We start from the raw sequence: 23057 nt of genomic DNA on the forward strand, positions 1-23057 counted from the left end.
CCTCTGTATCGTCGGGTACAAAGCAGCTGCGGAGAGGACTTGGCGTGAAAGTCGTACCGACCACCGACCGGGGCCGCGCGACGGTCGGCCGTGTCCTGGAGGCGGCCTGCGATCTCTTCAATGCTCAGGGCATTCGCTCGACGTCACTCGACGAGATCGGCGCCGCTGCCGGGGTGGGGCGCGGCCAGCTCTACCACTTCTTCGTCGACAAATCTGATCTGGTGGCCGAGGTTGTGACGTTTCAGGTCGAGCGGGTGATCGCAGGATTACAGCCGACCATGGAGGCCATGTCCACGTCCGATGATGTCCGCGCCTGGTGCGAGGCGGTCGTGGGCTCCTATGCCGCGACTCCGGGGCCGATCCGCTGCCCGCTCGGGTCGCTGATCAATCAGCTCGGCGACGACGATCGGGCCGCGCGGAGTGCACTGCAGGCCGGCTTCGCGCGCTGGGAGCGACTGCTGGAAGCCGGGCTGCAACGCGTCGCCGACAGCGGGGGTCTCCGTGCGGGGGTCGACGCCGGGGATCTGGCCGCGGCGCTCCTCGCGGCTTATCAGGGTGGTGTGCTTCTCACCGCTGTCCACGGCGACGTGGCGCCGCTACGGAGGGCGCTGCGCGGCGTCGCGGATGTGGCACTTGTGGACTCGGCGGCCCGCATCAGTCGGTGAAGCTGGCCAGGTTCTGCCGACGACGGTCGACCACCAGCCGGGTGACGTCCGGGCGTCCGTAATGCCCGGCGGGATCGAAATTCTGGCGCTCGCGACGCACCTCGCCGTGGTCGAGAGTCGCGACCGTCAGGCCCTCGGCGGAATCGACGGGTTCGACCACCCAACTGCCGTCCGGCGCGGCGATGCAGGTGCCCCCGGTGCTGATCTGCTCATCGCTGGCGCTGCGCATCAGGTCCGCGCCCGGCATGGTGTCCGGGATGTGCTCGCGACGCAGCACGCCGGACACGGAGATCACATAGGAGCGTGACTCCAGCGCGATGAACCGGGTGATGTCGGCGGTGTCGTAGAGATCGCCGGGCCACAGCGCCACGTGAAGGTTCTCGCCCTGTGCGTAGAGCGCCGCCCGCGACAGCGGCATCCAGTTCTCCCAACAATTGAGCGACCCCAGGGTGAACGGCGGCAGGTCGTGGGTCACCAGTCCGTGGCCGTCGCCATTGGCCCAGCTCAGGCGCTCTTCGTAGGTGGGTGTGAGTTTACGGTGCACCGAGGCGATTTCGCCGAGCGCGTTGATGGTCACCGCGGAGCAGTAGATGCTGTGACCACCGCGATCCGCCGGCCGTTCGGCGATGCCGAGCACCACCGTCGTGCCGTTTCGTCGTGCAGCGGCACACACGCCGTGGAGGTGACCGGCCTCGATCTGCACGGCTTCGTGCAGGTACATCGAGTGGATGTCCCGCTGTAGCTCGGAGTTGAATTTCGCTCCGTCGGTGCGCCCCAGCCAGAATGGATACCCCGGAACCAGCGTTTCGCCGAACGCCACCAGCTGACACCCGGCCGCACCGGCTTCGTCGATATAGCTTTCGACCTTGGCGAGGGTCGCCGCGCGGTCCAGGAACACGGAAGCCATCTGCACGGCCCCCACCACGAGTGTCTGAGTCACGTGGTCCACCTTTCGCCTAGTAGTTCGTCGATGGTTGCAGTCTCAGGAACCTGGCGAACCATAGCTCGCGAGTCGGCGGGTGGCAGTCGCGCTGTGAGCCGCCATGCCCTCCGAGTCGGAAATGACCTGCACGGCATGAGCCAGTGCGGGGGTCGCGGCGCGGGACACCCGCTGGTACGTCAGCGGCTTGAGGTAACGCGAGACCGACAGTCCTGCACTGTGTTTGGCGCCTCCGGCAGTCGGCAGCACATGGTTGGTGCCCGCCATCCCCTTGTCGGAGTAGGCAACGGTGCTCCACGGGCCGAGGAAGATCGAACCGTAATTCTGCAACCGGTCGTGGTACCAGTCGTCGTCGGCGGTGATGACTTCGAGATGCTCGGGCGCGAGGTCATCCATGAGCAGCGCAGCGGTTTCCCGGTCGTCGGCAACCGTCACCACTCCGTAGTCGCGCCATGCCGGGCCGGCGATGGGCTCGGTGGCCAAGGTGCTCAGTTGACGGTCCACGGCGGCGATCACGGCTCTGCCATGTTCCTCGGAGGTGGTGACCAGCGCGGCAGGCGAATTGGTACCGTGCTCGGCCTGCCCGAGCAGGTCAGCGGCCACCATCTCGGGGTCGGCGGTCTCGTCGGACAGCACAGCCACCTCGGAGGGGCCCGCGAGCAGGTCGATGGCCACGGTCCCGAACAGCTGACGCTTCGCCTCGGCGACATAGGCATTACCGGCTCCTACGAGCATGTCGACCGGGAGTTCGCCCAGCAGACCGAACGCCATGGCGGCCAGGGCCTGCACGCCGCCGAGGACGAAGACCCGGTCGACGCCCGAGAGGTGCGCGGCGTAGACCACTGCCGGGTTCGCGCCGCCGTCGGGCTGAGGTGGAGTGCATGCGATGACGGTGGAGACCCCGGCCACCTTGGCCACCCCCACCGTCATGAAAGCCGATGCGGTCAAGGGAAAGCGACCTGCGGGCAGGTACGCGCCGACGCGGGCGACGGGCACGTAGCGTGTCCCGGTCACGAGCCCCGGGCACAGCTCGGTCTCGAAACCGGTGAGGTGGGACCGCTGTTCGCGGGCGAATGCCTGCGTGCGTTCTGAGCCGAGCTCGATGGCTTCGCGGAGGTCTCGCGGAATGCGGTCACCGCTCTTGGCGACGTCCTCGGCGGAGAGTTCGAAGTCTCGCCGATCGTCGTTGTCCAGCGCACGGCTGAAGTCGCGTACGGCGTCGAGTTTTCTGGTTTCGATGTCACGCAGCATCGCGGTCACCGTGTTGATCACGGCTGGGTCGCGCTGCGCCGCGGGTGCGTCGACGAGAGGACTCTTCAGATGCCGGAACTTGCCCTGCACACGCTCGAGAAGGGGAGTGGAATAACGCATGTGTTTCACGGTAGGGACATTCTCGGTGTTGGACCAGACAGTGATTCCCGGCGCGCTCCATCGCTTTTTGCTATACCCAGGAAAGGTCCGAACACAACAAAACTCCCGTCGGCCTCTCCGAGAGGGAGAAGTCGACGGGAGTGACGAGCGGAGGTCAGGCCGAGGCTGCAGTACTGCTGGCAGAGTGCTCGCTTCTGTTGAGGGCATACTGCGGACCCGCGTCGGCGCGGGCGATGCGTCGCCGCAGGACCAGTACCCACCAGACCGCGGCGATCGCCATGGTGATGACAAAGACGGTGGCATTGGGTCGAAAGTCCGGTAGTAGCAGCAGGGTCGCCAGCACGGATCCGAACACCACCAAGCCGAGGACATACACCGGCACCCGCAGTCGGCCGAGGTCGAACACCCCGGCGGCGCCGGCAGGGATACGCCCGCGGGCGTTGGCCACCAGGAGTCCACCCGTGGTGAGCAGATACACGGCGAAGAATCCGAGGGCGGCCATCCCGACGACGTAGGAGAACGTCTCTTCGTTGGCCAGCGCGGACAACAGCAGCGCGCAGGACACCACACCGGTGGCCCAGACCGCATTGGTCGGCACCTTGTGTGTCTCGGACACCTGGCGCAGGAATCGCGAACCGGGGAGCATGTTGTCTCGTCCGAGGGCGTACACCAGGCGGGTCGCGACCAGCATACTGGCGAGCACGCAGACCAAGATGTTGGTGAGCGCCAACGCAATCACGAGCTTCGAGAACCAGGGGGACACCTGCTGGGCGAACAGGTCGGTGATCGGCGAGGCACTCTCGGTCAGCGTGTCCGGATCCTTGATGACAAGGAGAAACACGATGTACATGAAGAACTCGATCGCCGACGCCACCCCGAGCGCGAGGAACATGGTGCGAGGGATGGTGCGCCGGGCGTCCTTGGTTTCCTCGGCGACGTCGGCCGCGGCTTCGACGCCGAGCAGGCCGAAGATGCACCCGAGGCTGGCGGTCAACCAGACGATCACATAGGGCGATCCCGAGTCGCCGGCGCCGCCGGCGGAGAACAGGAACTCGATGCCCTGGTGTTCGTTGGTCACGAAGAAGGCGACGACGGCGATGAAGGCCGTCGCGCCGACGGTGACCACGAGTTCCAGCGCCACGCCGATGTTGTTCAGCATGGTCGCCAGTTTCACGCCGTAGACGTTGATGAGAACGCACAGCAGAACCACCGCAATGGCGGTGAATATCTGTGTCGCAGTCGTCATTTCGATGCCCAGCAAGGCACCGATGTAGCCCGCCATCACAAACGCCACACCGGTGAAACCGCTGATGAATCCGACCGCGCCGGCGAATCCGGTGAACCACCCCAGGTTGGGGTTGACCAGGCGGCTGGTCCATTGATAGGCGTAGCCGGCCAGCGGCAGTTTGACCACCAGGTCGGCCGCGATCAGCGCCCAGATGAAGAAGATGGCGACCGCGATCGGGAAGGTCCACACAAAGGCTGGTCCTGCCGTGCTCAGGCCGAACCCGAACCCGGAGAACACCGCGGTGGTGGCGCTGATGACCGAGAAGCCGAGGAAAAACGACGACACTCCCCCCACGGATCGACTGAGTTTCTGGGTGTACCCCAGCTCGCCGAGTTGGCGGTCCTCATCAGAGGTGTCCATCGTGATCCTCCCTGCGCTGTGCAATCTCTGTGACCTACCGTAAAAAGCACTCGGGGAGAGGACAACATTGTGAATGCCGTCGCCTGCTATAGGGTTGGGCTATGTCGCTGTCGTTGATACAGCTGCGTGTGTTCGTCACTGCGGCGCAGTGCGGGTCGTTCACTGCGGCCGCGAAGCAATTGCACATGTCACAGCCAACGGTCTCGGAAACCATTCGGCGCGTCGAGCAGCGTTACGGCACACCGCTGTTCGTACGGGGGTCCAAAAGGCTCATCCTGACTGCTCCTGGCGAGGAGCTGATGCCGCTGGCCGAGCAGACCTTGGCGTCCGCAGACGGAGCCGATCGCGCGTTGCGGGCGGTCACGGGACTGCAGGGCGGCGTGGCGTCGATCGGTCTGCTGCGCAATGCCAAGTTCTACGCCATGGCGGACCTGCTGACGTCGTTTCATGCTCGCTACCCGAACGTCCGCCTCCGAGTGATCGGGGTGAACTCCGCTGATGTTGCAGACCTGGTGCGCGACGGAGATCTGGAGGCCGGGCTGGTGGTTCTTCCGGTCGACACCAGGGAACTGTCCGTGACACCGCTGCTCCAGGACGAGGTGCTCTACGCGACGTCGGACCCCGCCCGTACCCGACCGGTATCCCTGGAGGACATGGCAGAGGCGAGCCTGATCCTCTACGACGCACACGCCGGATGGCGTGATCCCACCCGCCGTCAACTGGCGGAGCGGGCGTTGTTGCGGGGTCTCTCACTGACCCCGCGGATCGAAGTCGAACAAGTCGACACCGCACTCGAACTCGTCGCCGCGGGGGCGGGTGAGACGGTGGTGTCGCGGGCGGTGTCGGAATCCTCCATCGCGCCAGCGGGTGTCAGGTATCTGCCCCTGCAGGAGCCGCTCTACGACACGGTGGCTCTCATCCAGAAGGAGTCCGCCATTCTGTCTCCCGCCACTCGGGAACTGGCGCGGCTGGCACGAGCGACCCTCACAGACTTTCGTCCAACCTCCGCGGACCCGTCAGGCGTCGGCGGGCGCCGCCAGTAGCGCGTTCCACATCTGGCTGAGCGAGGGATGAGGCGCAACAGCGTGACGCAGCACCGACAGCGGTACCTGGCCCACCACCGCGACCGTGGCTGCGTGCACGAGGTCGGCGACACCCGGCCCGACGAAGGTGGCGCCGAGCAGGACATCACGATCGGCATCGACCACCAGCTTGGCTGCCGCGTCGAAGCCGTCTCGCTGGATCAGCAGTTCGCCCGGCATGCCCGGATAGTCGACTGTTCTGGTCGTGACGGTGAATCCCGCAGCGCGCGCGTCTGATTCGGTGCGACCCACCTCGATCACGTTCGGGTCGGTGAAGATCACCTGGGGGAGGGTGCCGTTGTCCCGCACCACGTACTCCGGGCCGTCGAGTGCGGTGCCGTCTGCCCGGGCCTTGACCACGTTGGCCACGATTCCCGCGTGGTATTGGGAGACGTGCGACAGCAGGGCGCGACCGGTCGTGTCACCGATCGCATACAGCCAGTGCCCCTCGACACCGGTGGAGGTCAAATGATCGTCCACCGCTACGAATTCCCCGCCGTCCAGGCCGACGGTGGCCATTCCGAGGTCATCGGTGTTGACCAGTCGACCTGTAGCAACGACGATCTCGTCGGCTTCGAGTATGCCGTCGCCGAGCGTGACCGTCACCGCGCCGCCCGCTGCACGACGCGCGACCGAGGTCGGTACGGCGCGGAACTGGATCGTGACACCGCGGTCGCGCAGGGCGCGTGCCACCCGTTCACCTGCGAACGGCTCGGACCCCCGCAGCAAGGTGGTACCCCGCACCAGCATGGTCACGTCACTGCCCAGCCCTGACAGGATGGTCGCGCATTCGACGCCCACCACACCACCGCCGAGCACTATCGTTCGGGGCGGTACACGCGTCATGGTCGCGAGCTCCCGATTGGTCCACGGCGACGCCGCGGCCAGCCCGGCGATATCAGGTAGGAGTGGGCGGGTGCCGGTCGCCAGGACGACTGCGTGGCGGGCTTGCACGCGCTGTGTGCGTCCCTCGACCTCGGTGATCGTCACGGCGCGTTCGCCATTCAGCCGACCGTGGCCGTGCAACACGTCGATACCGGCCTGCGTCAGAGCGTCAACGAGGCCGTCGTCGGACAGGTGGTCGATGATGGTATCGCGTTTGGCCAGGGCTGCAGCGGTGTCGACACGATCCCCGCGCAGGAGCTCGCGCACCCCCGGAACCTCTTTGGCGAGTTCGAGAACTTCGATGGGCCGCAACAACGTTTTGGTGGGATTACACGCCCAGTAATGACATTCGCCGCCGATCAGGCGGTTTTCCACCAGCGCCGTGGTCAACCCCAGGCCGGCCAGTTGGGTGGCCGCGGTGACCCCACCCGGGCCTCCGCCGATGATCACAGCGTCGAACCGCGAATTATCGGACACGATGCCTCCTGTGGACTGTGGTGGCGCGCGCACACGCGGTGGTCGCCGCACCGCTACTGTATCATGCAGTACAATTAATGGTCTGTACGGTACAGTTAGGATGTCTGCGCGTCAAACACGTGGTGGCTGAAGCGCTCAACCCCGTCCACCGTCGACGGTCATCAACGACCCGGTCGTGTAACTCGACGCCTCGGACAGCAGATACAGCACCGCACCGACGATCTCGTCGGGCCGCCCCACCCGCTGCAACGCGACGGGTCGGACCACGCTGGCCAGCAGGTCAGGATTACGGACGAAACCCGCTGTGGCGTCGGTGTCGAACACCCCACACACGATCCCGTTGACGCGGACGCCGACGTTCGCGTACTCCATCGCCGTCGCCGCAGTCAGCGCGTTCAGGCCGGCCTTCGCCGCGGAGTACGTCGTGGTGAGTGGCGTCGGCCTGACCGAGGCCACCGAGCTGATGTTGACGATGGAGCCGCCGCCGGTGCGGGCCATGGCGGTGGCGGCCAGCGCGGTGAGGCGGGTGGGCCCTTTGAGATTGACGCCGACGATCTTGTCGAACAGCGTCTCGGTGGTCTCCAGCAGCGACGGTGCAACCGGGCTCATGCCCGCGTTGTTCACCAACCCGTCCAGTCGTCCCCATACCGCTTCGGCGGCGTCGACAACGCCCTCGAGCGACTCCCAGTCGCCGACATGGCACGCCAGCGGGTGTGCCTGTCCGCCGGCCGCGGTGATCCTGGCGGCCAGCTCCTCGCACGCGGCGAGTTTGCGGCTGGCCACCACCACCCGGGCGCCGCGCTGCGCCAACGCGGTGCTCATCGCGGCGCCCAGGCCCCGACTGCCGCCGGTGACCAGGACCACGCGGTCGGTGACGTCGAAGAGTGGATCGGTCATGACGCACCAACCTCCGGGCCGGGGGTGTTGAAATCAGCCCAACACTAACGGTATTCGGGGTTCTCGTAACCGAAATCGCAGCCGGCGTCCCATTCGGAGCGTTGGTTGCCGTATGCCGGGAAGCCGCCGGCGTCCTTGAGCAGCTTGGCCATGTGCATCAGGTTGTAGGTGAGAAAGGTGGTGTTGCGGTTGACGAAGTCGTTCTCCGGGCCCCCGGAACCCTCGTCCAGGTAGGACGGGCCCGGGCCTGCTTCACCCATCCAGCCGGCGTCGGCCTGCGGCGGCACCGTGTAGCCGATGTGCTGCAGGCTGAACAGGATGCTCATGGCGCAGTGCTTGACGCCGTCCTCGTTGCCGGTCAGCAGACAGCCGCCGGCCCGGCCGTAGTACGCGTACTGGCCGTTGTCGTTGAGCACACCGGAGTACCCGTACAGGCGCTCGATCACCTGGCGCATCACCGAACTGTTGTCGCCCAGCCACACCGGGCCGGCCAGCACCAGGATGTCGGCGGCCAGCACCCGCTGCAGCAGCGCCGGCCATTCGTCGGTGGCCCAGCCGTACTCGGTCATGTCGGGTCGCACGCCGATGGCGATGTCATGGTCCACTGCGCGGATCTGATCGACCTCGACGCCGTTCTTGCGCATCAGGGCCACACTGCGGTCCACCAGGCCCTGGGTGTTGCTGGTTTCCGGTGAGCGTTTGAGTGTGCAGTTGATGAACATGGCCTTCAGGCCGGTGAAATCAGGGGCAACGGGCGGGGTGGTCATGCAACTCCTTCGGAAGTGGTTGCGGCGCAGGCCACATTCGGGCGCAGCAAAACTATTTGACAAACACCTTGATAGTCAACGTTGTTTACTACAAGCGAAAGCCCGACCCTTCCTGGCGCCGCTGCTCCACGACGTCGCGCACGTGCATCGGTATCGCCAGGCCGACGGCCATCGCAGCAACCACCGACGTCGCGACCACACCGTTGGCCACCGTCGCTGCCAGCAGGGACGGCGACGGATCCCCGGGAAGAGCGACCAGCCCGCCCAGCATGTGCAGCGCGTAGGAGCCGGGGATCAGCGACACCACCGAAGCAAAGCCGATGCCGGCAAACGGTATCCGCACCAGGTGTGACACCGGCACCAACAGCACCCCGACGATCAGGCACGCGATCAGTGCGGCCGTCGCCGGGCCACTGCCCCAGCCGGACAGCGCCCACCAGTGCGCAGCATGGGCCAGCATGCCTGCAGCAACGGGCCAGGCGATCAAGCGGTACGGCATGGAGAAGTACACCGAGTACGACGCGGCCGCCACGCCTGCAGCCAGGACGTCGCCGAGCAACGGGGTCCGGCCCACCGAGCTCACCATGGGCAGCGTTTCGCCGCCGGCCTGCAAGCCGAGCATCAGCCCGGCTCCGATGGCGGCCACCAACACCGAGGCGTAACCCAGCCGCGACAACCCGAGCGTCACCCGCAACGCCAGCAGGTCGAGCGCCCCGTTGAGCAGATGCGGGCCGGGCACCAGGATCAGCACGGGGCACAACACCACCAGCGCAGCGCTCGGCCCGAGGTCGGCGCGCAGTGCGGCGGCGCCGATCAGTCCGGCCACCGTCGCCGCCAGCAGTACCTGCGGCAGGGGGCCGGCGCCCCACCGGCCGATTGTGCGTCGCAGCGCCCCACCGACTGCACCGCTGAGCGCGGCCAACAGGACGACGGCGGGATGGTCGGCGCCGAAGATCACCGCCAGCGCACCGGCCCCGGTGGCGCAGGCCAGTGTGAACACCGCGGCATGCGAGGCCGGCAACTGCGCGGCCCGGTCGAGCTCGGCGCGCACGGTGGTCCGATCCAGCGGCCCGTCCTGCGCGGCGTCGACCACCCGCATCGCAGCCGCAACCCGTCTGATGTTGACCCCGGTGGGCGATACCGGGGCCCACCGTGCGGTGCGGGTGCTGTCATCACTGAGCAGCAGCGACGACCAGGAGGGGATCAGCACGGCGTGGGTGTCGAGGCCGCGGTTGAGGCGGTTGACCGCCGCCAGCGTCATGCCGGTGGACTGCCCGTTGTTCTGCAGCAGGGTCGCCGCCTGCAGCACGGCGTCGTGGTCGGGGCTGCCCATCGTGCCTCCCTAGAACGGCCCCACCATCTGTGACGGGACCACGATGCGGTCGAACTCCTCGGCACTGACAAGACCCGAGGCGAGTGCGGATTCGCGCAGCGTACGTCCCGTGCGATCGGCGTCGTGTGCAATCGCCGACGCGTTGTCGTACCCGATCACCGGCGACAGTGCCGTCACCAGCATCAGGGAGCGGTTCACGTAGTCGGTGATCTGCGCTTGGTTGACGTCGATCCCGTCGATGCAGTACCGGCGGAACTTCTCGCACGAGTCGCCCAGGATGCGCGCTGAATGCAGGAAGTTGTTGATGATGATCGGCCGCATCGCATTGAGCTGGAAATTGCCCTGCGATCCCGCCATCCCGATCGCGGCGTCGTCACCGAGCACCTGGATGCACACCATGACCATCGCTTCACACTGGGTCGGGTTGACCTTGCCGGGCATGATCGAGCTGCCCGGTTCGTTGGCGGGCAGTGTGAGTTCGGCCAACCCGGCCCGCGGTCCCGACGCCAGCCACCGGATGTCGTTGGCGACCTTCATCAGGGTCACGGCCAGGCCACGCAGTGCTGCGCCCGCGGCGACGATGCCGTCGAGGCCGCCCAGGGCCTCGAACTTGTTGGGGGCGGTGACGAATGGTCTGCTGGTGAGTGCGGCGATCTCCGCAGCCACCTCGGTGCCGAAATCGTGCGGCGCGTTCAGCCCGGTGCCCACCGCGGTGCCGCCGGCGGCCAGGCGGTAGAGCTCGTTCTGTGCGGCCTCGACCCGGGTGAGCGCGGTGTCCAGTTGCGCCGCCCAGCCGGACCATTCCTGACCGACGGTCAGCGGGACCGCGTCTTCGAGATGTGTTCTGCCGATCTTCACCAGATCGTTCCATCGCTGCCCGGTGTCGGTCAGCGACTGGTGCAGGGCGCGCGCACTGGGCAGCAGTCGACCCTGGATCTCGAGTACGGCGGCGATGTGCATGGCGGTGGGGAAGGTGTCGTTGGACGACTGCCCCATGTTGACGTCATCGTTGGGGTGGATCGGTGCCTTGGATCCGAGCACTCCGCCGAGCAGCTGAATGGCCCGGTTGCTGATGACCTCGTTGACGTTCATGTTCGACTGGGTGCCGGAGCCGGTCTGGAAGACGTACAGCGGGAAGTGGTCGTCGAGGTCGCCGGCGATCACCTCGTCGCACACCCTGGCGATGGCGTCGGCTTTCCACTGCGGTAGTCGACCGGCGCGGGCATTGACCTGTGCGGCAGCCTTTTTCACGTAGCCGTAGGCGTGGTAGACCTCTTTGGGCATCCGGTCGGTGCCGATGGAGAAGTGGATCAGCGAGCGCTGCGTCTGCGCACCCCAGTACCGGTCGGCGGCAACGTCGATCTCGCCCATGGAGTCCGATTCGGTGCGGGTACCGTCGGCGTCGATGCCGATGGGCACGTCCGACATGTGGTATTCGGCCATCATCACCTTCCCAGTGGTGTCACAGGCGTGCATCATCACACGAGCCGGCACCCGCCGCCGGGAACTCAGTTCGGCGGGGTCACTGCCGTCGTGACGATGACACTGTTGGCCACGATCGCAGCCAGGGTGCGGGCCACCGCTTCGCCGGCCGCCGTGGCGCCCCACTGTCCGCGCTCCAGTTCCTGCGCGCGGCTGATCACCGCCGACGTCCAGGGGATCTCGCGGTGCAACTGGGGAAGTGATCCGCTCTTCCACAGCAGCGCGGCCAGTGCGGCGGTACGGGGGCTCGGATCGGCGCCATCGACCAGGGCGTCACGGACGCGGGCGAGAACGGCCGCGCGGCGGCCGTTGTCACCGAGTCGCAGTGCGGTGGAGGTGAACAGGCCCAGCGTTTTCGTCTTCTCCGCCCGCAGGTCACCTCGGGCGACCAGGCGTGCCAGCAGCGGCCCGCGCAGGGTCGGGCCGATCGCGGCCAACACCGTCTGCACCGAGCGCGGTTTCGTGCTGATGTAGTCCCACGTGGAGGCGAAGATGTCATCCGACGGTGGTTGACCCTCAACAGGTTTCACCATCACCGCACCGGACCGCGAGCTCGTGGTCACCTTCTGCTGCAGAGCCAGATCGGAGAGCACGGCACCGGCCAGAGGATAGAACAGCGTGGTCTCCCCGGCGATGGTGCCGGAGTCGGGCTGGAACAACACCAGCAGCAGATCCTCGGCCAGGGTGGGTGTCGGAATGTCAGCGTCCTGCATGCTCACGCCGCATCTCCGACGCCGCAGACCACCCGGGGGATCGGATCGTAGACGACGGTGTGGGACTCGGTGCGGGTCTGTCCGGTGGCGATGTCGCGCAGGGTGCGGGTGTCTGTGATGGTGAATCCCGGCGCGCCGCCGCTGGCGCTGCAGGCCTCACCCGCGGGGATGGTGACGGTCTGCGGTTCGGTGGGTCGGCTGCGCGCGCTCTGCGAGGACGTCACGTCGTACCGCTTGATGCCCAGCAGCCGCACCGTGATGCTGCTCGGTGTCCATTCGGTCTGGATCTGCACGGAGGTGGGGCCGTCGTTGCGGAATTTGACGTCCAGCACGTCTTCGAACACGGTTGCCTCACGGCCCGCCGGGTAGCGGCTGATGTAGTAACTGTGCTCGTGATGCTCGACGTCCTCCATGCCGGCGAAGTAGGCAGCATTGAACAATGTGGTGGCCACCTGCGATACCCCGCCGCCGACACCCCGTGCGGGCCTGCCATTTTCGATGACGCCCGCTTCGACGTAGCCGGCCGCGGCGTTACGCGGATTGGTAGCGGCGTTGAGGCTGAAGGTCTCACCCGGCCGGACCACGAGGCCGTTGATCTGTTGGGCGGCGCGGCGGATGTTACGGCCCGAGTCGCTGGCGAAACCGCCGGTCTGGAACTCGCCGATGACCTCCACCGGTCCCAGCGCGTCGAGCTGCTCGAGGGTGAAGGTGGGCTCGTCGTCGAGGTAGACGGCGGTGATGTCGCGGTCATCGGTGTCGCGCAGCACGGCGGGCAGGTCATCGAGGGTGGCCGCGAAGTCGACCCGGCGGCCATCCTGCGCAGGCACTTTCATCGGCGGGGTGGCCGCGAAGTCGATATCGGCGTTGCGCCCGGGTATCTCGGACGCCGCCAGTTGCGGGCGCAGGACGTCGATGATCCTGGGTGTGTCGAGTTCGGGCACCAACCGGCCCTGCCCGGGGCGGAAGCTCAGCGCCGCTGCGATGTCGTCCGGCGTCAGCACACCGTCGACTCCGTTCTCGCCGCGGACGGTGACAGGTCCCGACACCGCAGGCGTGGCGATGTCGTCCAGTGCCCCCGCCACATCCTCGGCGGCGGTGCGCGCGGGGAGTTCGACGATCGGCAGATCCAGGGTCTCGCCGGTGGCCCAATTGTCCAGGATGGTGGCTGTTGCGGCGGTGACGTCCAGGCGCTGACCCGACTGCGGGTCCGAGGCCACCGGCTCACCGTCGACGAACACGATCGAGCCTTCCACCGGATCCTCGGCGACGGCCGCCCCGATCTCGTCGAGTGACGCGGTGAGCGCCTGCTCGTCCACCGAGCTCACCAGCTCCACGGGTGTCTGTACGAAGAACGACATGACGCGGGTGATCGGGTTCAGCGGTTGTCCGCCGGCCTGCTCGACGGTGGCACCCGGGTCCGCTGCGAGCCCTGTCAGACCGGGGTCGATGGTCGCCTCCACCGATCCCAGGGTCACCGGAATCGGCCGGCTTTGGCGGGGGGAGATCTCCTCACGCAGGCGTTGCTCGGCTTCGCTCGGTGTCAGCCCGCCCAGCGTCACGCCGGCCGCGGTGACTCCCCGGGGCACCTTGGCCGAGGTCACCACCAGGTCAGCGACATACAGCGACGCCAGCGCGACCAGCGGAATGCCGGCGCCCAGGAGTCGCCGACGCAGCCGCCGCCGTGCGCCGTCGCTCTGTTCCTCGGACATCGATCTGTCAACCACGCATCGTCAGGCCGGTATTCCCATGAGCAAATCCTACAGACGGTGGCCCACGGCGGCGCCCGCCAGGGCAATTGCCGTGCATATGATGAAAACTGTTGTGATAGAGAGCATTTGGACGCCAGATCCGGCCAGTGTCGAACCTGCGGCCTGCCCTGCTGCCACCACCAGGAACGCGCTCCCGACGCCGAAGGCGACCCGCTCGGGAAACAGCCGGGTGGCCCAGACCAGCAACACACCGGTCAGGGCGATGTAGGCCGCGCCGAACGCGAAGGCCGCCGCGACGGTGACCACCGGTAGCTGGGCGAACACCGCGAAAGCGGTGGTGGCTGCACCCATGACCACCATGCCGAGTTGCCAGGCGCGTGCGATACCCAGGCGGCCCACCAGTGGACCGGACACCGCACCGACCAGCCCGGCGCCGCCGAGCACCGTCCACACCAGCGCCGACACCAGCGGCGTCCCGCCCTGTTCGCTGATCACCTGGCGCCCCAGCGTCCATACGGCGATGCTGGCCAGGCCGAGTGCCGCCGAACAGACGAGCAAACGCACACTGCCGGGCGGCCAGTTCCCCGGCGAGCGGTGTCCCTCGGGGGCATGGACGCCCGCCGGGACGTAACGCCAGACCGCCACCGTCACCAGGGCGCTGAGCACGGCAAAAATGGCCCAGGCCGACCGCCAGTCGGATCGCAGGGCCAGCGCGATCGGTCCGGAGAGCAATACCCCGATCCCGGTACCGGCATTGACCAGGGTCTGGGCCTGGTCCCTGCGACGCTGCGAGATCCACCGAGCGACGGCCGCCGCCATCGGGGGTGAGGCGATACCGGTGCTGGAACCGGCCACCAGGATCCCGACTGCCAGCATCGCTGCCGACGACGAGGCGGCGACGGTGGCGATCCCCACCGTGGCGGTGGCACCGGCCAGCACGGCTACCCGGCGGGCGCCCCAGCGCGGCGTCAGGACGGTTGCGACGACGATCGCCACGCAGTAGCCCACGTAACTGCCGGAGCCGAGCACACCGGACATTGCCGGGCTCAGCGCGAATTCTGCGGCGAAGTCGGGGGAGAAGAGCCCGTAGGTGAAGCGGGCCAGGCCGTAGCACGAGGCGATGAGCGCAGTACCGGCCGTCACGAGCGCTGCGGAATGGGCCATCAGGCCTGCCAGCCTACCGAGGGGGCTACCGTCGACGGGGTGTCCACTCTCGTCGAGGCGCTGCGGCAGCGCCTGCCGGCTGACCGGTTGATCATCGATCCGGACGTCACCGCGACCTATGCCCACGACGAGGCCGAGTGGGCGCCGCACGTGCCACCGGCGGCGGTGGTGCGTGCCCGGTCCGCCGAGGACGTCCAACAGGTGGTGTTGATCTGTCTGGATGCGGGCGTACCGGTGGTGACACGGGGTGCGGGTACCGGGCTCTCCGGTGGCGCCAACGCCGTCGACGGGTGTGTGGTGGTCTCGCTCGAGGCGATGGACGCGATCCTGCGTATCGACGAACTCGAGCGCTGCGCGGTGGTGCAGCCCGGCGTGGTCAACGACCATCTGCGTGCGGCGGCCGCGGAGAAGGGCCTGTGGTACCCGCCGGATCCGGCCAGCTCGCCGTGGTCGACCATCGGGGGCAATGTCGCCACCAATGCCGGCGGCCTGTGTTGCGTGAAGTACGGCGTCACAGCCGATTACGTGATGGGTATGCAGGTGGTCACCGGTTCCGGGGACATCGTGCGCCTCGGGCGCACCACCGCAAAGGGGGTGGCCGGCTACAGCCTGGCGGCACTGATGGTGGGCTCAGAGGGAACCCTGGGCATCATCACCGAGGTGACGGTGAAGCTGCGCCCGGCGCAGGGTCCCCAGCGCACGGTTGCCGGTTACTTCGACTCGGTGGTCGACGCCGGTCGCGCGGTGGAGAACGTCGCGGCCGCGGGTCTGACGCCGTCGGCGCTGGAACTGGTGGACCGGCAGTGTCTGCTGGCCGTCGATGCGTGGAAGAAGATGGGTCTGGCGGTGGACGCCAACGCGGTGCTGCTGGGGCGTGTAGACACCGCCGATCCAGCTGGCGAGCAGGAGGCTCATCTGATGCGCCGGTGCTTCGACTCCGCCGGCGCCTCGTGGTCGGCGGTGTCGACCGATCAGGAGGAGGCCGAAGCGCTGTTCGCTGCCCGCAGATTGGCGTATCCGGCCATGGAACGGCTGGGCCCGGTGCTCACCGAGGACGTGTGTGTACCCAAGCGCCACGTCGCGGACATGCTCGCGCGGATCGAGAAGATCGGCGCGCGCCACGGGATCACCATCGCCAACGTCGCCCATGCCGGGGACGGCAACCTGCATCCGCTGCTGATCACCGCGCAGGGGGACGAGGATGCCCGCCGGCGGGCGCAGGTGGCGTTCGCCGAGATCATCGACGCGGCATTGGAATTGGGTGGCACCGTCACCGGTGAGCACGGCGTGGGATTGCTGAAGATGGACGGCCTGGTCAAGGAGCTGGATCCCGTGGTGCTCGACATGCATCGAGCCGTCAAGCACGCACTGGACCCACACGGAATCCTCAACCCCGGCAAGGTCTTCGGTTCAGCCGGACGCTAACGCCGCCGGTTGTCGAGTGCCAGGGCGCCCGCGCCGGCGAATGCCAGGAACAGGAACGCGAAGCAGTACAGCACCGCGGCTTCGCCCCCGTTGTTCATCGGGATGATGCCACCCGACGGTACGTGCTGCAGGAAGAAGGCGACGGCCATGGTGCCGGAGGCGATGAAAGCCGCGATCCGGGTGAACAACCCGATGGTGATGAGGAGGCCGGTGACCAGTTCGATCACGCCGGCGTAGAAGTACGGCCACTGACCGATGGCGGCGGCCTGGCCACCCGGCCAGCCGATCAGATGGGCGCCGGCGTGGCAGAGGAACAGTACGCCGAAGACGATGCGGAACACGCCCAGCGCGGTGGGGGTGTAGGTGCTCAGGCGGTTGTCGAGACTGGTGGAGGTCGCCATGGGTCAGTTCTCCTTGGGTGAGGGGGTGATGAGGTCGCCGGCGGTGCGGATGCCTGACCAGCGTGCGGATTCCGCTGCCAGGTCCAGCCTTTCGACCACCGAGGAACTCTCGTATTCTCCCCAGGCGTGTCGTGGCAGCATCCACATGATTTCGAACTGGTTGCCATCGGGATCGGCTCCGTAGACGCTCTTGGTGGCGCCGTGGCTCGATTCGCCGGTGTAGGCGCCGGAATCCCGAAGGATCCGGCGGATCTCGATCAACTCGTCGACGGTGTCGAGTTGCCAAGCCAGGTGGTACAGGCCGACCGACCCGCGGGGCGGGGTGGTCGCTCCCGGAATCTCGAACACTCCGAGGTCGTGATGGTTGCCCGACCGGGGTAGGCGCAGAAAGGCCGCGCCCATCTGCGTTTCCCGGCTGACGGTCTGCATGCCCAACACTTCCGTGTAGAACTCGACCGAGCGGTCGACGTCGGCGACGAACAGCACGGCATGGTTCAGGCGGACAGGTGAGACGGACATGACAGCTCCCGATATTGTTGTAGCTACAACAATCGGAAATCTAGCAGAATATTGTTGTAGCTACAACCTCATGCCACACTGGAGGCGTGAATGCAGGACTGACCCGGGACGAGCTGGCGGCATGGGTCCGGCTGGCGTCGGTCCTCGAATTGCTCCCCGGTGTGCTGGACTCCCAGCTGCGTTCCGATGCCGAGCTGCTGCACTTCGAGTACCAGGTGCTGTCGGTGTTGTCGGAGGCTCCCAAGCGCACCATGCGGATGAGTGCCCTGGCTGCCTACACCAACGCGACACCCCCGCGGTTGTCCCATGTGGTGACACGTCTGCAGGGCCGCGGCTTCATCGAGCGATTCGCCTGTACCGAGGATGCCCGGGCCACGAATGCACGGCTGACTGCCGCCGGTTGGCGCAAGGTGCGCGACGCCGCGCCGGGGCATTCGGCCCTCGTGCGTGAGCTGGTGATCGACGCGCTGACGCCGCAGCAGGTGACTCAGCTCGCCGCGATCGGCGAAGCGATCCTGGGCCGCCTCGATCCGGACGGGGCAAAAACAAGCACCTACCACCGTTACGACGGCTGACCTCACCGTTCTGGCAGGTGGCCCACAGCTGATCTCCAGGTGGCCGCCGGTGCAGAGTGTGTAACTTCAGCATCTCGCAGGTATCGACATGTGAGGGGGCCGATTGTGTTGCTCAGTACCCGTGTGGCCGTAGCGGGCGTGATCGCGGCGCCGCTGCTGCTGGCCGCACCCGCCCTGGCCGCACCGCCACAGAATTGCTCGACCGCCGATCTGGCGGGTGTGGCGTCGGGGGTGTCGGCGGCGACGTCGGCCTACCTGTTCACCCACCCGGCCGTCAACGACTTCTTCACCAGCCTGCAAGGTGAGGCGCCAGAGGCGATGCAGCCCAAGGTCGACGAGTACTTCGCCGCCAATCCCCAGGTGGGAGCTGAGCTCAAGAACATTCGTAAACCGTTGCAGGACATCCGTCTCCGATGTGGTGACACCGACGGCGACGGTGACGTCGATATCCTGTAGACGTCACTGTCCGTACGCGGAACCGTTGATGGTGCGCACCGTTTCGTGCGGATCGTCGACAGTGATCACCACGCGATCGAAGCGCTCCTCGGGTGAGAGGGTGATGACCACCGCGCGTTCGTAACCCGAGATGTTCCAGAACTGCTTGGTGCCGCCATGGTGAAAGGTCCCGGACAGCTTTCCGGGGAGGCCGAGTCCCGGCCCGCGCCAGCCCTTGGGCTCATCCCGCATTCCTGGATCGTGCGTCGCGCCCCGGACGGATTCGAGGGGAAAGCGCAGGCGGCGCGTGAAGGACCAGAACTTGTCCAGGCCCACCGGCTCGATCACCAGGTGGCGGTCGGTCACGGTGACACGATTATTGGTCATGGGTGGTCCTCTCACGTCGGAGTCCGCCGCGGGCCAGCAGGCGCAGGCCCAGCTGTCGTTCATCGATCCCGTTCCCCTCGAGGAGGGCCGAGATCCGTTGGCGGACATGGATATCGGAAGGGGCGAGCTCCAGCAGGGCCACCAGGATGAGGTCCAGGCGCCGCTCAGGGTCGGTCGCCGGTGCGGTGACGGTCTCGAGCACCCGCATGAACAGTCCGTGCTTGCTGCCGAACGTGCCATACAAGCTGCCACGATGGATTCCCGTCGCGCGCACCAGGTGATCGATGGAGGTCGCGGCGTAACCCTGTTGTCGGAACACCTCCGCCGCAGCGGCGAGGGCGCTGTCTTCGTCGAACTCTCTCGGTCGCCCCACGGTTTGAGAATAGTCGTTCAAGAACGATCGGTCAAAAAATTCGAGTCGGGTCGCGGCTGAGCCCGCGCGGCAGACTGCCGACCGGTGTTGAATGAATGCGATGACCGAACACGATGACTTCGAAGTCCTCTACACGCGTTATCTAGACGCCTGCAACGCTCATGACGTCGATGCCATGATGGAGTTTTATGCCCCCGGCATCACGGTCAATGACGTGGTGATGCCGCCCGAGGCGGTGGCCGAGCAGTTTCCGCCGCTGTTCACCGCGTTTCCCGACTGGCGTTGGGGCATCCGCCATGTGTGGACCGGAGCGGACACCATCGCCCTGCATTTCACAGTCACGGGTACCCATCGCGGAACCTTCCTCGGTGTTCCCGCCACCGGGCGCACAGTAAGCGCGGCCGAGTTCACCGTCTACCGGATCCACGACGGCGCCTTCACCGCAGTGTGGGATCTCATGGACACCGCCGCCCTGCTCGATCAGATCCGCGGCACGGCCTGACTACGGCGAGAGCAGGTCGTCCTCGGCGACGAACTTCGCGGAATCGGTGTCCAGCCAGCGCCGCCACGGGGTCCCGCCGGCATCGATCGCTTCCTCGATCGCGAAAACCACGGCCGGTGGCAACGGCGTCGGCGAAACCACCGGCAACATCAGGCTGACCAGCACGGCCTTGTCCCCGGCGAAGCGTTCGGCGCGGGTGTGCTGGGTGCTGCCATTGGTGTACACCCGCAGGGTCGCGTCACCGAGTCCGCCGCCGGAGAATTGGCGCACCGCACCGAAGTCGGGCTGGAACTCGGCGGCGAGACAGGGATCGGGCAGGCCCAGGTGGCCCTGGCCGTACTGCGGTTCCCAGCTACCGTCGATGGCCATCCGGGCCGGCGGCTGCGGTACCGCGGACAGCTGTGCGGTGAGTCGGTCGGCGAGATCGGCGACGGCGCTGCCGTCCACCGACCACACCCGCAGTGGGTGGGCGATCTCGCGCCGGCAGGCCGCCAGGAACGCCTGGAAGCTCTGCGCCACCACTCGGAATCCGTCGCCGGCGAACAGTGCGTCGTCATCGACGAGCATGACCGCGGGTTCGCTGCTGCTGCCACGATAGTCCAGCACCAGGTACTTGCTGCTGCCGTAACTCGCGACCACCCACAGCCGATCGGCGTCGGACCCCAGGGCGTGCCGGTAGCTCGCGGCGGCCTCGCCGAAGTCGATACCATCGGACACCTCGCCGAGCGTGGTGCCGGCCCCGACCAGCGGCGACCAGTGATTTCCGAAGTAGGCGTGCAGCGACACCGGTCCCCGCGGCTCGACCAGCGCGTTCAGCCAGTCGGAGACGCCGCCGTTGCGCTGCCGGTACAGCGCCGCCAACGGCTCGGGCAGGTGCACTCCGTGCTGAGCCTCCCACTGCGCGATGTCCGCAGCACCGACGGCCGACGTCACCCGGGTGCGCAGCTGGTAGAGGTCGTCGCGCCAGAACGCGTCAACCGATGGCAGCGGCAGCAGATACGGCATGCCGAGATTGTTGCACCGCCGTCACTCAGGCGTTGAACCCGCCGTCCACGGTCCAGGTGGCGCCGGTGACGTATCCCGTTTCCGGTAGCGCCAGATACGCGACGACGCTGGCAATTTCGTCGGGCTGCCCGTACCGCCCGAGGGCGGTGGCTGCCCGGTTGCCTTGGGCGAGCTCGCCCTCGTTGTCGGGGTTCATGTCGGTGTCGGTGGGTCCGACGGCGATGTTGTTGGCCGTGATGCCGCGCGGTCCGAGATCGCGAGCCATACCGCGGGTCAGGCCGGCCACCGCCGACTTGGTCATGGCGTAGACCGCCAGACCCGCCACCGGGATCCGGTCGCCGTTCACACTGCCGATGGTGATGATCCGGCCGTTGGTGGTGAAGTGGGGGACCGCGGCCTGGCTGGCCACGAACACCCCGCGCACATTGACCGCGACCAGCCGGTCGAACTCCTCGAGCGGGAAGGAGTCGACGGTTCCGAACGCGCCGACGCCGGCGTTGTTCACCAGGATGTCGAGTCCGCCCAGTGCAGTTGCGGCAGCCTCGACAGCGCCCCTGATTGCTTCGGGGTCAGCGCTGTCTGCCTGCAGCGCAACGACGGTCGGGCCGTGCTGGGACAGCTCGGCAGCCAGATCGTCTGCCCGCTGCGCCGAGGACTGGTAGGTGAATGCGACGTCGGCGCCGTCGGCGACCAGCCGCCGGACGATCGCGGCGCCGATACCGCGGGAACCGCCGGTGACGAGGGCGCGGCGGCCGGACAAGGGAAGGCTCATGGTGTGACTCCTGTCGTTGAAGAGGTGGCAGTCAGAACTGGAGTTCGCCGCCGTCGATGTAGAGGTTGGTGCCGTAGATGAAGCTGGCCTCATCGGAGGCCAGGAAAGCCACTGCGGATGCTACTTCCTCGGGCGTGCCGAGTCTGCCGATCGGAACCTGCTTGGCGGAATCGGTTTTGAAAGCAACCGCCGCTTCCGCGCCGATGATCCGCTCCAGCGCCGGGGTGTCGATGGCGCCCGGTGACACGGTGTTGACCCGGATGCCGCTGTCTTTGAGTTCGTTGGCCCAGGTCTGCGCCAGAGACCGGACCGCCGCCTTGGACGCCGAGTACAGCCCGAAGTTCTCCAGTCCGTCGGTGGCCCGCACCGAAGCGTTCACCACCACGGCTGCGCGAGTATTGAACAGCGGCAACGCTTTCTGGATGGTGAGCCATGTACCGCGGACGTTGACGTTGAGGTTTCTTTCGTAGTCGTCCTCGGTGGCCTGCGCCAAGGGGGCGAAGGTGGCGTTACCCGCGTTGGCGAACAGCACGTCGAGCCCGCGCCCACGCTCCCGGACTGCGGCGTACAGCCGATCCAGATCAGCAGACTCGGCGATGTCGCCCACGATCGGTGTGGCCGACGGGCCCAGTGCGGCCGCGGCGTTCTCCAACTCGGGCCGTCGCCGGCCAGTGATGAAGACGTGAGCACCTTCGTCGACGAATCGTCGTGCGGTGGCGAGCCCGATGCCGGTGCTGGCGCCGGTGACCACCGCGGTCTTGCCTTCGAATGCTCCCATTGAAGATCTCCACCCTTTGAGTATCGGTCGGTACAAAAAGGACCGTAACAGTTGTGAATCGATCGGTACAGAAACCCGGGGGTGGTTCACTCAGGGCGAATTCTGTACCGCGCGGTGCGCGAGAGTAGGATGACGTTCCCATGACTGTGCAGGACGGCGTGCCACGCGGGCGTCCCAGGAGCTTCGACATGAACGAAGCCTTGGAGCGCGCCATGGTGGTGTTCTGGGAACGTGGCTATGACGGGGCCACGCTCTGTGATCTCACTGACGCCATGGGCATCACCCGCACCAGCATGTATGCCGCTTTCGGGAACAAAGAGGAGCTCTTCCTCAAGGCGCTGCACCGCTATCTGGAGGGTCCGGCAGGATACTTCGCAGCTGCGCTGGAGCAGCCGACAGCGCGCGGGGTGGCGCAGGCCTTCCTCGCGGGTTCGGTGCAGACCACCACCCGCAGCAACACCCCGGCCGGATGCCTCACGGTGCAGGGGGCGCTGGCGGCGGGCGACGCGGGCGCGCACGCTCGTGACACCCTGACTGCGTGTCGCGAGCAGACCTGGGCGGCCCTGCGGAACCGCTTTCGGCGGGCCATCAGGGAAGGCGACCTGCCGCGGGATTCGGACCCGGGGCTGCTGGCGCGCTACCTGCTCACCGTGGGCAACGGCATCGCCGTCCAGGCCGCGGGTGGTGTCGGCCGCAAGGCCCTCCAGGCAGTGGCCGACGGTGCCCTGCGGCAGTGGCCGCCCTGCTGAAGC

25 protein-coding genes are annotated in these 23057 nt (G+C 67.1%); 7 read left to right on the forward strand and 18 right to left on the reverse strand.

What is annotated here, in order from left to right:
- The first annotated feature begins 44 nt into the window (after window positions 1–44).
- The gene (locus tag G6N58_RS18165) at window positions 45–665 is read left to right on the forward strand and encodes a TetR/AcrR family transcriptional regulator (RefSeq protein ID WP_163908236.1); all 621 of its coding nucleotides are present in this window, start codon (window positions 45–47) and stop codon (window positions 663–665) included.
- Here G6N58_RS18165 and G6N58_RS18170 read toward each other — a convergent pair.
- The 3 genes from G6N58_RS18170 to G6N58_RS18180 form a co-directional block, all read right to left on the reverse strand.
- On the reverse strand, window positions 655–1605 hold the full coding sequence (locus G6N58_RS18170) for a carbon-nitrogen hydrolase family protein (RefSeq protein ID WP_197746432.1): 951 nt from the start codon (window positions 1603–1605) through the stop codon (window positions 655–657). The genes G6N58_RS18165 and G6N58_RS18170 overlap by 11 nt on opposite strands.
- A gap of 42 nt (window positions 1606–1647) precedes the next feature.
- Window positions 1648–2976 carry a histidinol dehydrogenase gene (gene hisD, locus G6N58_RS18175; RefSeq protein ID WP_115277782.1) on the reverse strand — a complete coding sequence of 443 codons (1329 nt, stop codon included), beginning with the start codon at window positions 2974–2976 and terminating at the stop codon, window positions 1648–1650.
- 154 nt (window positions 2977–3130) lie between these two features.
- Window positions 3131–4624 (reverse strand): APC family permease, encoded by a 1494-nt coding sequence (locus tag G6N58_RS18180; protein ID WP_115277781.1) that lies wholly within the window; start codon window positions 4622–4624, stop codon window positions 3131–3133.
- A 101-nt stretch (window positions 4625–4725) separates the two neighbouring features.
- Here G6N58_RS18180 and G6N58_RS18185 point away from each other — a divergent pair, with 101 nt between their 5' ends.
- Window positions 4726–5667 (forward strand): LysR family transcriptional regulator, encoded by a 942-nt coding sequence (locus tag G6N58_RS18185; protein ID WP_115277780.1) that lies wholly within the window; start codon window positions 4726–4728, stop codon window positions 5665–5667.
- On the opposite strand, the gene G6N58_RS18190 is transcribed toward G6N58_RS18185, so the two are convergent.
- The 8 genes from G6N58_RS18190 to G6N58_RS18225 form a co-directional block, all read right to left on the reverse strand.
- Entirely contained in the window at window positions 5641–7068 is a 1428-nt protein-coding gene (locus G6N58_RS18190; RefSeq protein ID WP_115277779.1) for a dihydrolipoyl dehydrogenase family protein, read from the reverse strand. The genes G6N58_RS18185 and G6N58_RS18190 overlap by 27 nt on opposite strands.
- A 135-nt stretch (window positions 7069–7203) precedes the next feature.
- Window positions 7204–7965, reverse strand: coding sequence for an SDR family NAD(P)-dependent oxidoreductase (locus G6N58_RS18195; protein WP_115277778.1), 762 nt, complete (start codon window positions 7963–7965; stop codon window positions 7204–7206).
- Window positions 7966–8009: 44 nt separating this feature from the next.
- Window positions 8010–8732: a flavodoxin family protein gene (locus G6N58_RS18200; protein WP_068915977.1), complete on the reverse strand. Its 723-nt coding sequence runs from the start codon at window positions 8730–8732 to the stop codon at window positions 8010–8012.
- Window positions 8733–8820: 88 nt separating this feature from the next.
- Window positions 8821–10065, reverse strand: a complete 1245-nt coding sequence (locus G6N58_RS18205; protein ID WP_115277777.1) for a threonine/serine exporter family protein — start codon at window positions 10063–10065, stop codon at window positions 8821–8823.
- Window positions 10066–10074: 9 nt separating this feature from the next.
- Complete coding sequence (gene fumC / locus G6N58_RS18210; protein WP_232067917.1) at window positions 10075–11508, reverse strand: class II fumarate hydratase; 1434 nt, start codon at window positions 11506–11508, stop codon at window positions 10075–10077.
- A gap of 65 nt (window positions 11509–11573) precedes the next feature.
- Window positions 11574–12260 (reverse strand): GOLPH3/VPS74 family protein, encoded by a 687-nt coding sequence (locus tag G6N58_RS18215; protein WP_115281430.1) that lies wholly within the window; start codon window positions 12258–12260, stop codon window positions 11574–11576.
- Window positions 12261–12262: 2 nt separating this feature from the next.
- Window positions 12263–13969: a VanW family protein gene (locus tag G6N58_RS18220; protein WP_115277776.1), complete on the reverse strand. Its 1707-nt coding sequence runs from the start codon at window positions 13967–13969 to the stop codon at window positions 12263–12265.
- Between the two features lie 48 nt (window positions 13970–14017).
- A complete protein-coding gene (locus G6N58_RS18225) occupies window positions 14018–15133 on the reverse strand; it encodes an MFS transporter (protein ID WP_115277775.1) in 1116 nt (371 codons plus the stop codon).
- Here G6N58_RS18225 and G6N58_RS18230 point away from each other — a divergent pair.
- Window positions 15125–16558, forward strand: a complete 1434-nt coding sequence (locus G6N58_RS18230; protein ID WP_163908238.1) for an FAD-binding oxidoreductase — start codon at window positions 15125–15127, stop codon at window positions 16556–16558. The genes G6N58_RS18225 and G6N58_RS18230 overlap by 9 nt on opposite strands.
- On the opposite strand, the gene G6N58_RS18235 is transcribed toward G6N58_RS18230, so the two are convergent.
- Window positions 16555–16959: a DoxX family protein gene (locus G6N58_RS18235; protein ID WP_115277774.1), complete on the reverse strand. Its 405-nt coding sequence runs from the start codon at window positions 16957–16959 to the stop codon at window positions 16555–16557. The genes G6N58_RS18230 and G6N58_RS18235 overlap by 4 nt on opposite strands.
- 3 nt (window positions 16960–16962) lie before the next feature.
- A complete protein-coding gene (locus G6N58_RS18240) occupies window positions 16963–17478 on the reverse strand; it encodes a VOC family protein (RefSeq protein ID WP_115277773.1) in 516 nt (171 codons plus the stop codon).
- Between the two features lie 86 nt (window positions 17479–17564).
- On the opposite strand from G6N58_RS18240, the gene G6N58_RS18245 reads away from it, so the two are divergent.
- Window positions 17565–18053: a MarR family winged helix-turn-helix transcriptional regulator gene (locus tag G6N58_RS18245; RefSeq protein ID WP_197746434.1), complete on the forward strand. Its 489-nt coding sequence runs from the start codon at window positions 17565–17567 to the stop codon at window positions 18051–18053.
- Window positions 18054–18176: 123 nt separating this feature from the next.
- Window positions 18177–18509 carry a heme-binding protein gene (locus tag G6N58_RS18250; RefSeq protein ID WP_232067919.1) on the forward strand — a complete coding sequence of 111 codons (333 nt, stop codon included), beginning with the start codon at window positions 18177–18179 and terminating at the stop codon, window positions 18507–18509.
- Window positions 18510–18512: 3 nt separating this feature from the next.
- On the opposite strand, the gene G6N58_RS18255 is transcribed toward G6N58_RS18250, so the two are convergent.
- Both G6N58_RS18255 and G6N58_RS18260 read right to left on the reverse strand, forming a co-directional pair.
- Window positions 18513–18875 (reverse strand): hypothetical protein, encoded by a 363-nt coding sequence (locus tag G6N58_RS18255; RefSeq protein ID WP_115277772.1) that lies wholly within the window; start codon window positions 18873–18875, stop codon window positions 18513–18515.
- Window positions 18865–19248: a TetR/AcrR family transcriptional regulator gene (locus tag G6N58_RS18260; RefSeq protein ID WP_115277771.1), complete on the reverse strand. Its 384-nt coding sequence runs from the start codon at window positions 19246–19248 to the stop codon at window positions 18865–18867. The genes G6N58_RS18255 and G6N58_RS18260 overlap by 11 nt, the downstream gene beginning before the upstream one ends.
- A 100-nt stretch (window positions 19249–19348) precedes the next feature.
- On the opposite strand from G6N58_RS18260, the gene G6N58_RS18265 reads away from it, so the two are divergent.
- Window positions 19349–19750, forward strand: a complete 402-nt coding sequence (locus G6N58_RS18265; RefSeq protein WP_163908240.1) for an ester cyclase — start codon at window positions 19349–19351, stop codon at window positions 19748–19750.
- On the opposite strand, the gene G6N58_RS18270 is transcribed toward G6N58_RS18265, so the two are convergent.
- The 3 genes from G6N58_RS18270 to G6N58_RS18280 are packed head-to-tail and all read right to left on the reverse strand — an operon-like array spanning window position 19751 to window position 22305.
- Window positions 19751–20755: an SMI1/KNR4 family protein gene (locus G6N58_RS18270; protein ID WP_115277769.1), complete on the reverse strand. Its 1005-nt coding sequence runs from the start codon at window positions 20753–20755 to the stop codon at window positions 19751–19753.
- Between the two features lie 25 nt (window positions 20756–20780).
- Window positions 20781–21527: a 3-oxoacyl-ACP reductase family protein gene (locus G6N58_RS18275; RefSeq protein WP_115277768.1), complete on the reverse strand. Its 747-nt coding sequence runs from the start codon at window positions 21525–21527 to the stop codon at window positions 20781–20783.
- Between the two features lie 31 nt (window positions 21528–21558).
- Window positions 21559–22305, reverse strand: coding sequence for an SDR family oxidoreductase (locus G6N58_RS18280; protein WP_115277767.1), 747 nt, complete (start codon window positions 22303–22305; stop codon window positions 21559–21561).
- A 188-nt stretch (window positions 22306–22493) separates the two neighbouring features.
- Here G6N58_RS18280 and G6N58_RS18285 point away from each other — a divergent pair, with 188 nt between their 5' ends.
- Entirely contained in the window at window positions 22494–23054 is a 561-nt protein-coding gene (locus G6N58_RS18285) for a TetR/AcrR family transcriptional regulator (RefSeq protein ID WP_232067920.1), read from the forward strand.
- The last annotated feature ends 3 nt before the right edge of the window (window positions 23055–23057 follow it).

Origin of the sequence: Mycolicibacterium tokaiense (assembly GCF_010725885.1) — a bacterium.
Lineage (GTDB): Bacteria > Actinomycetota > Actinomycetes > Mycobacteriales > Mycobacteriaceae > Mycobacterium > Mycobacterium tokaiense.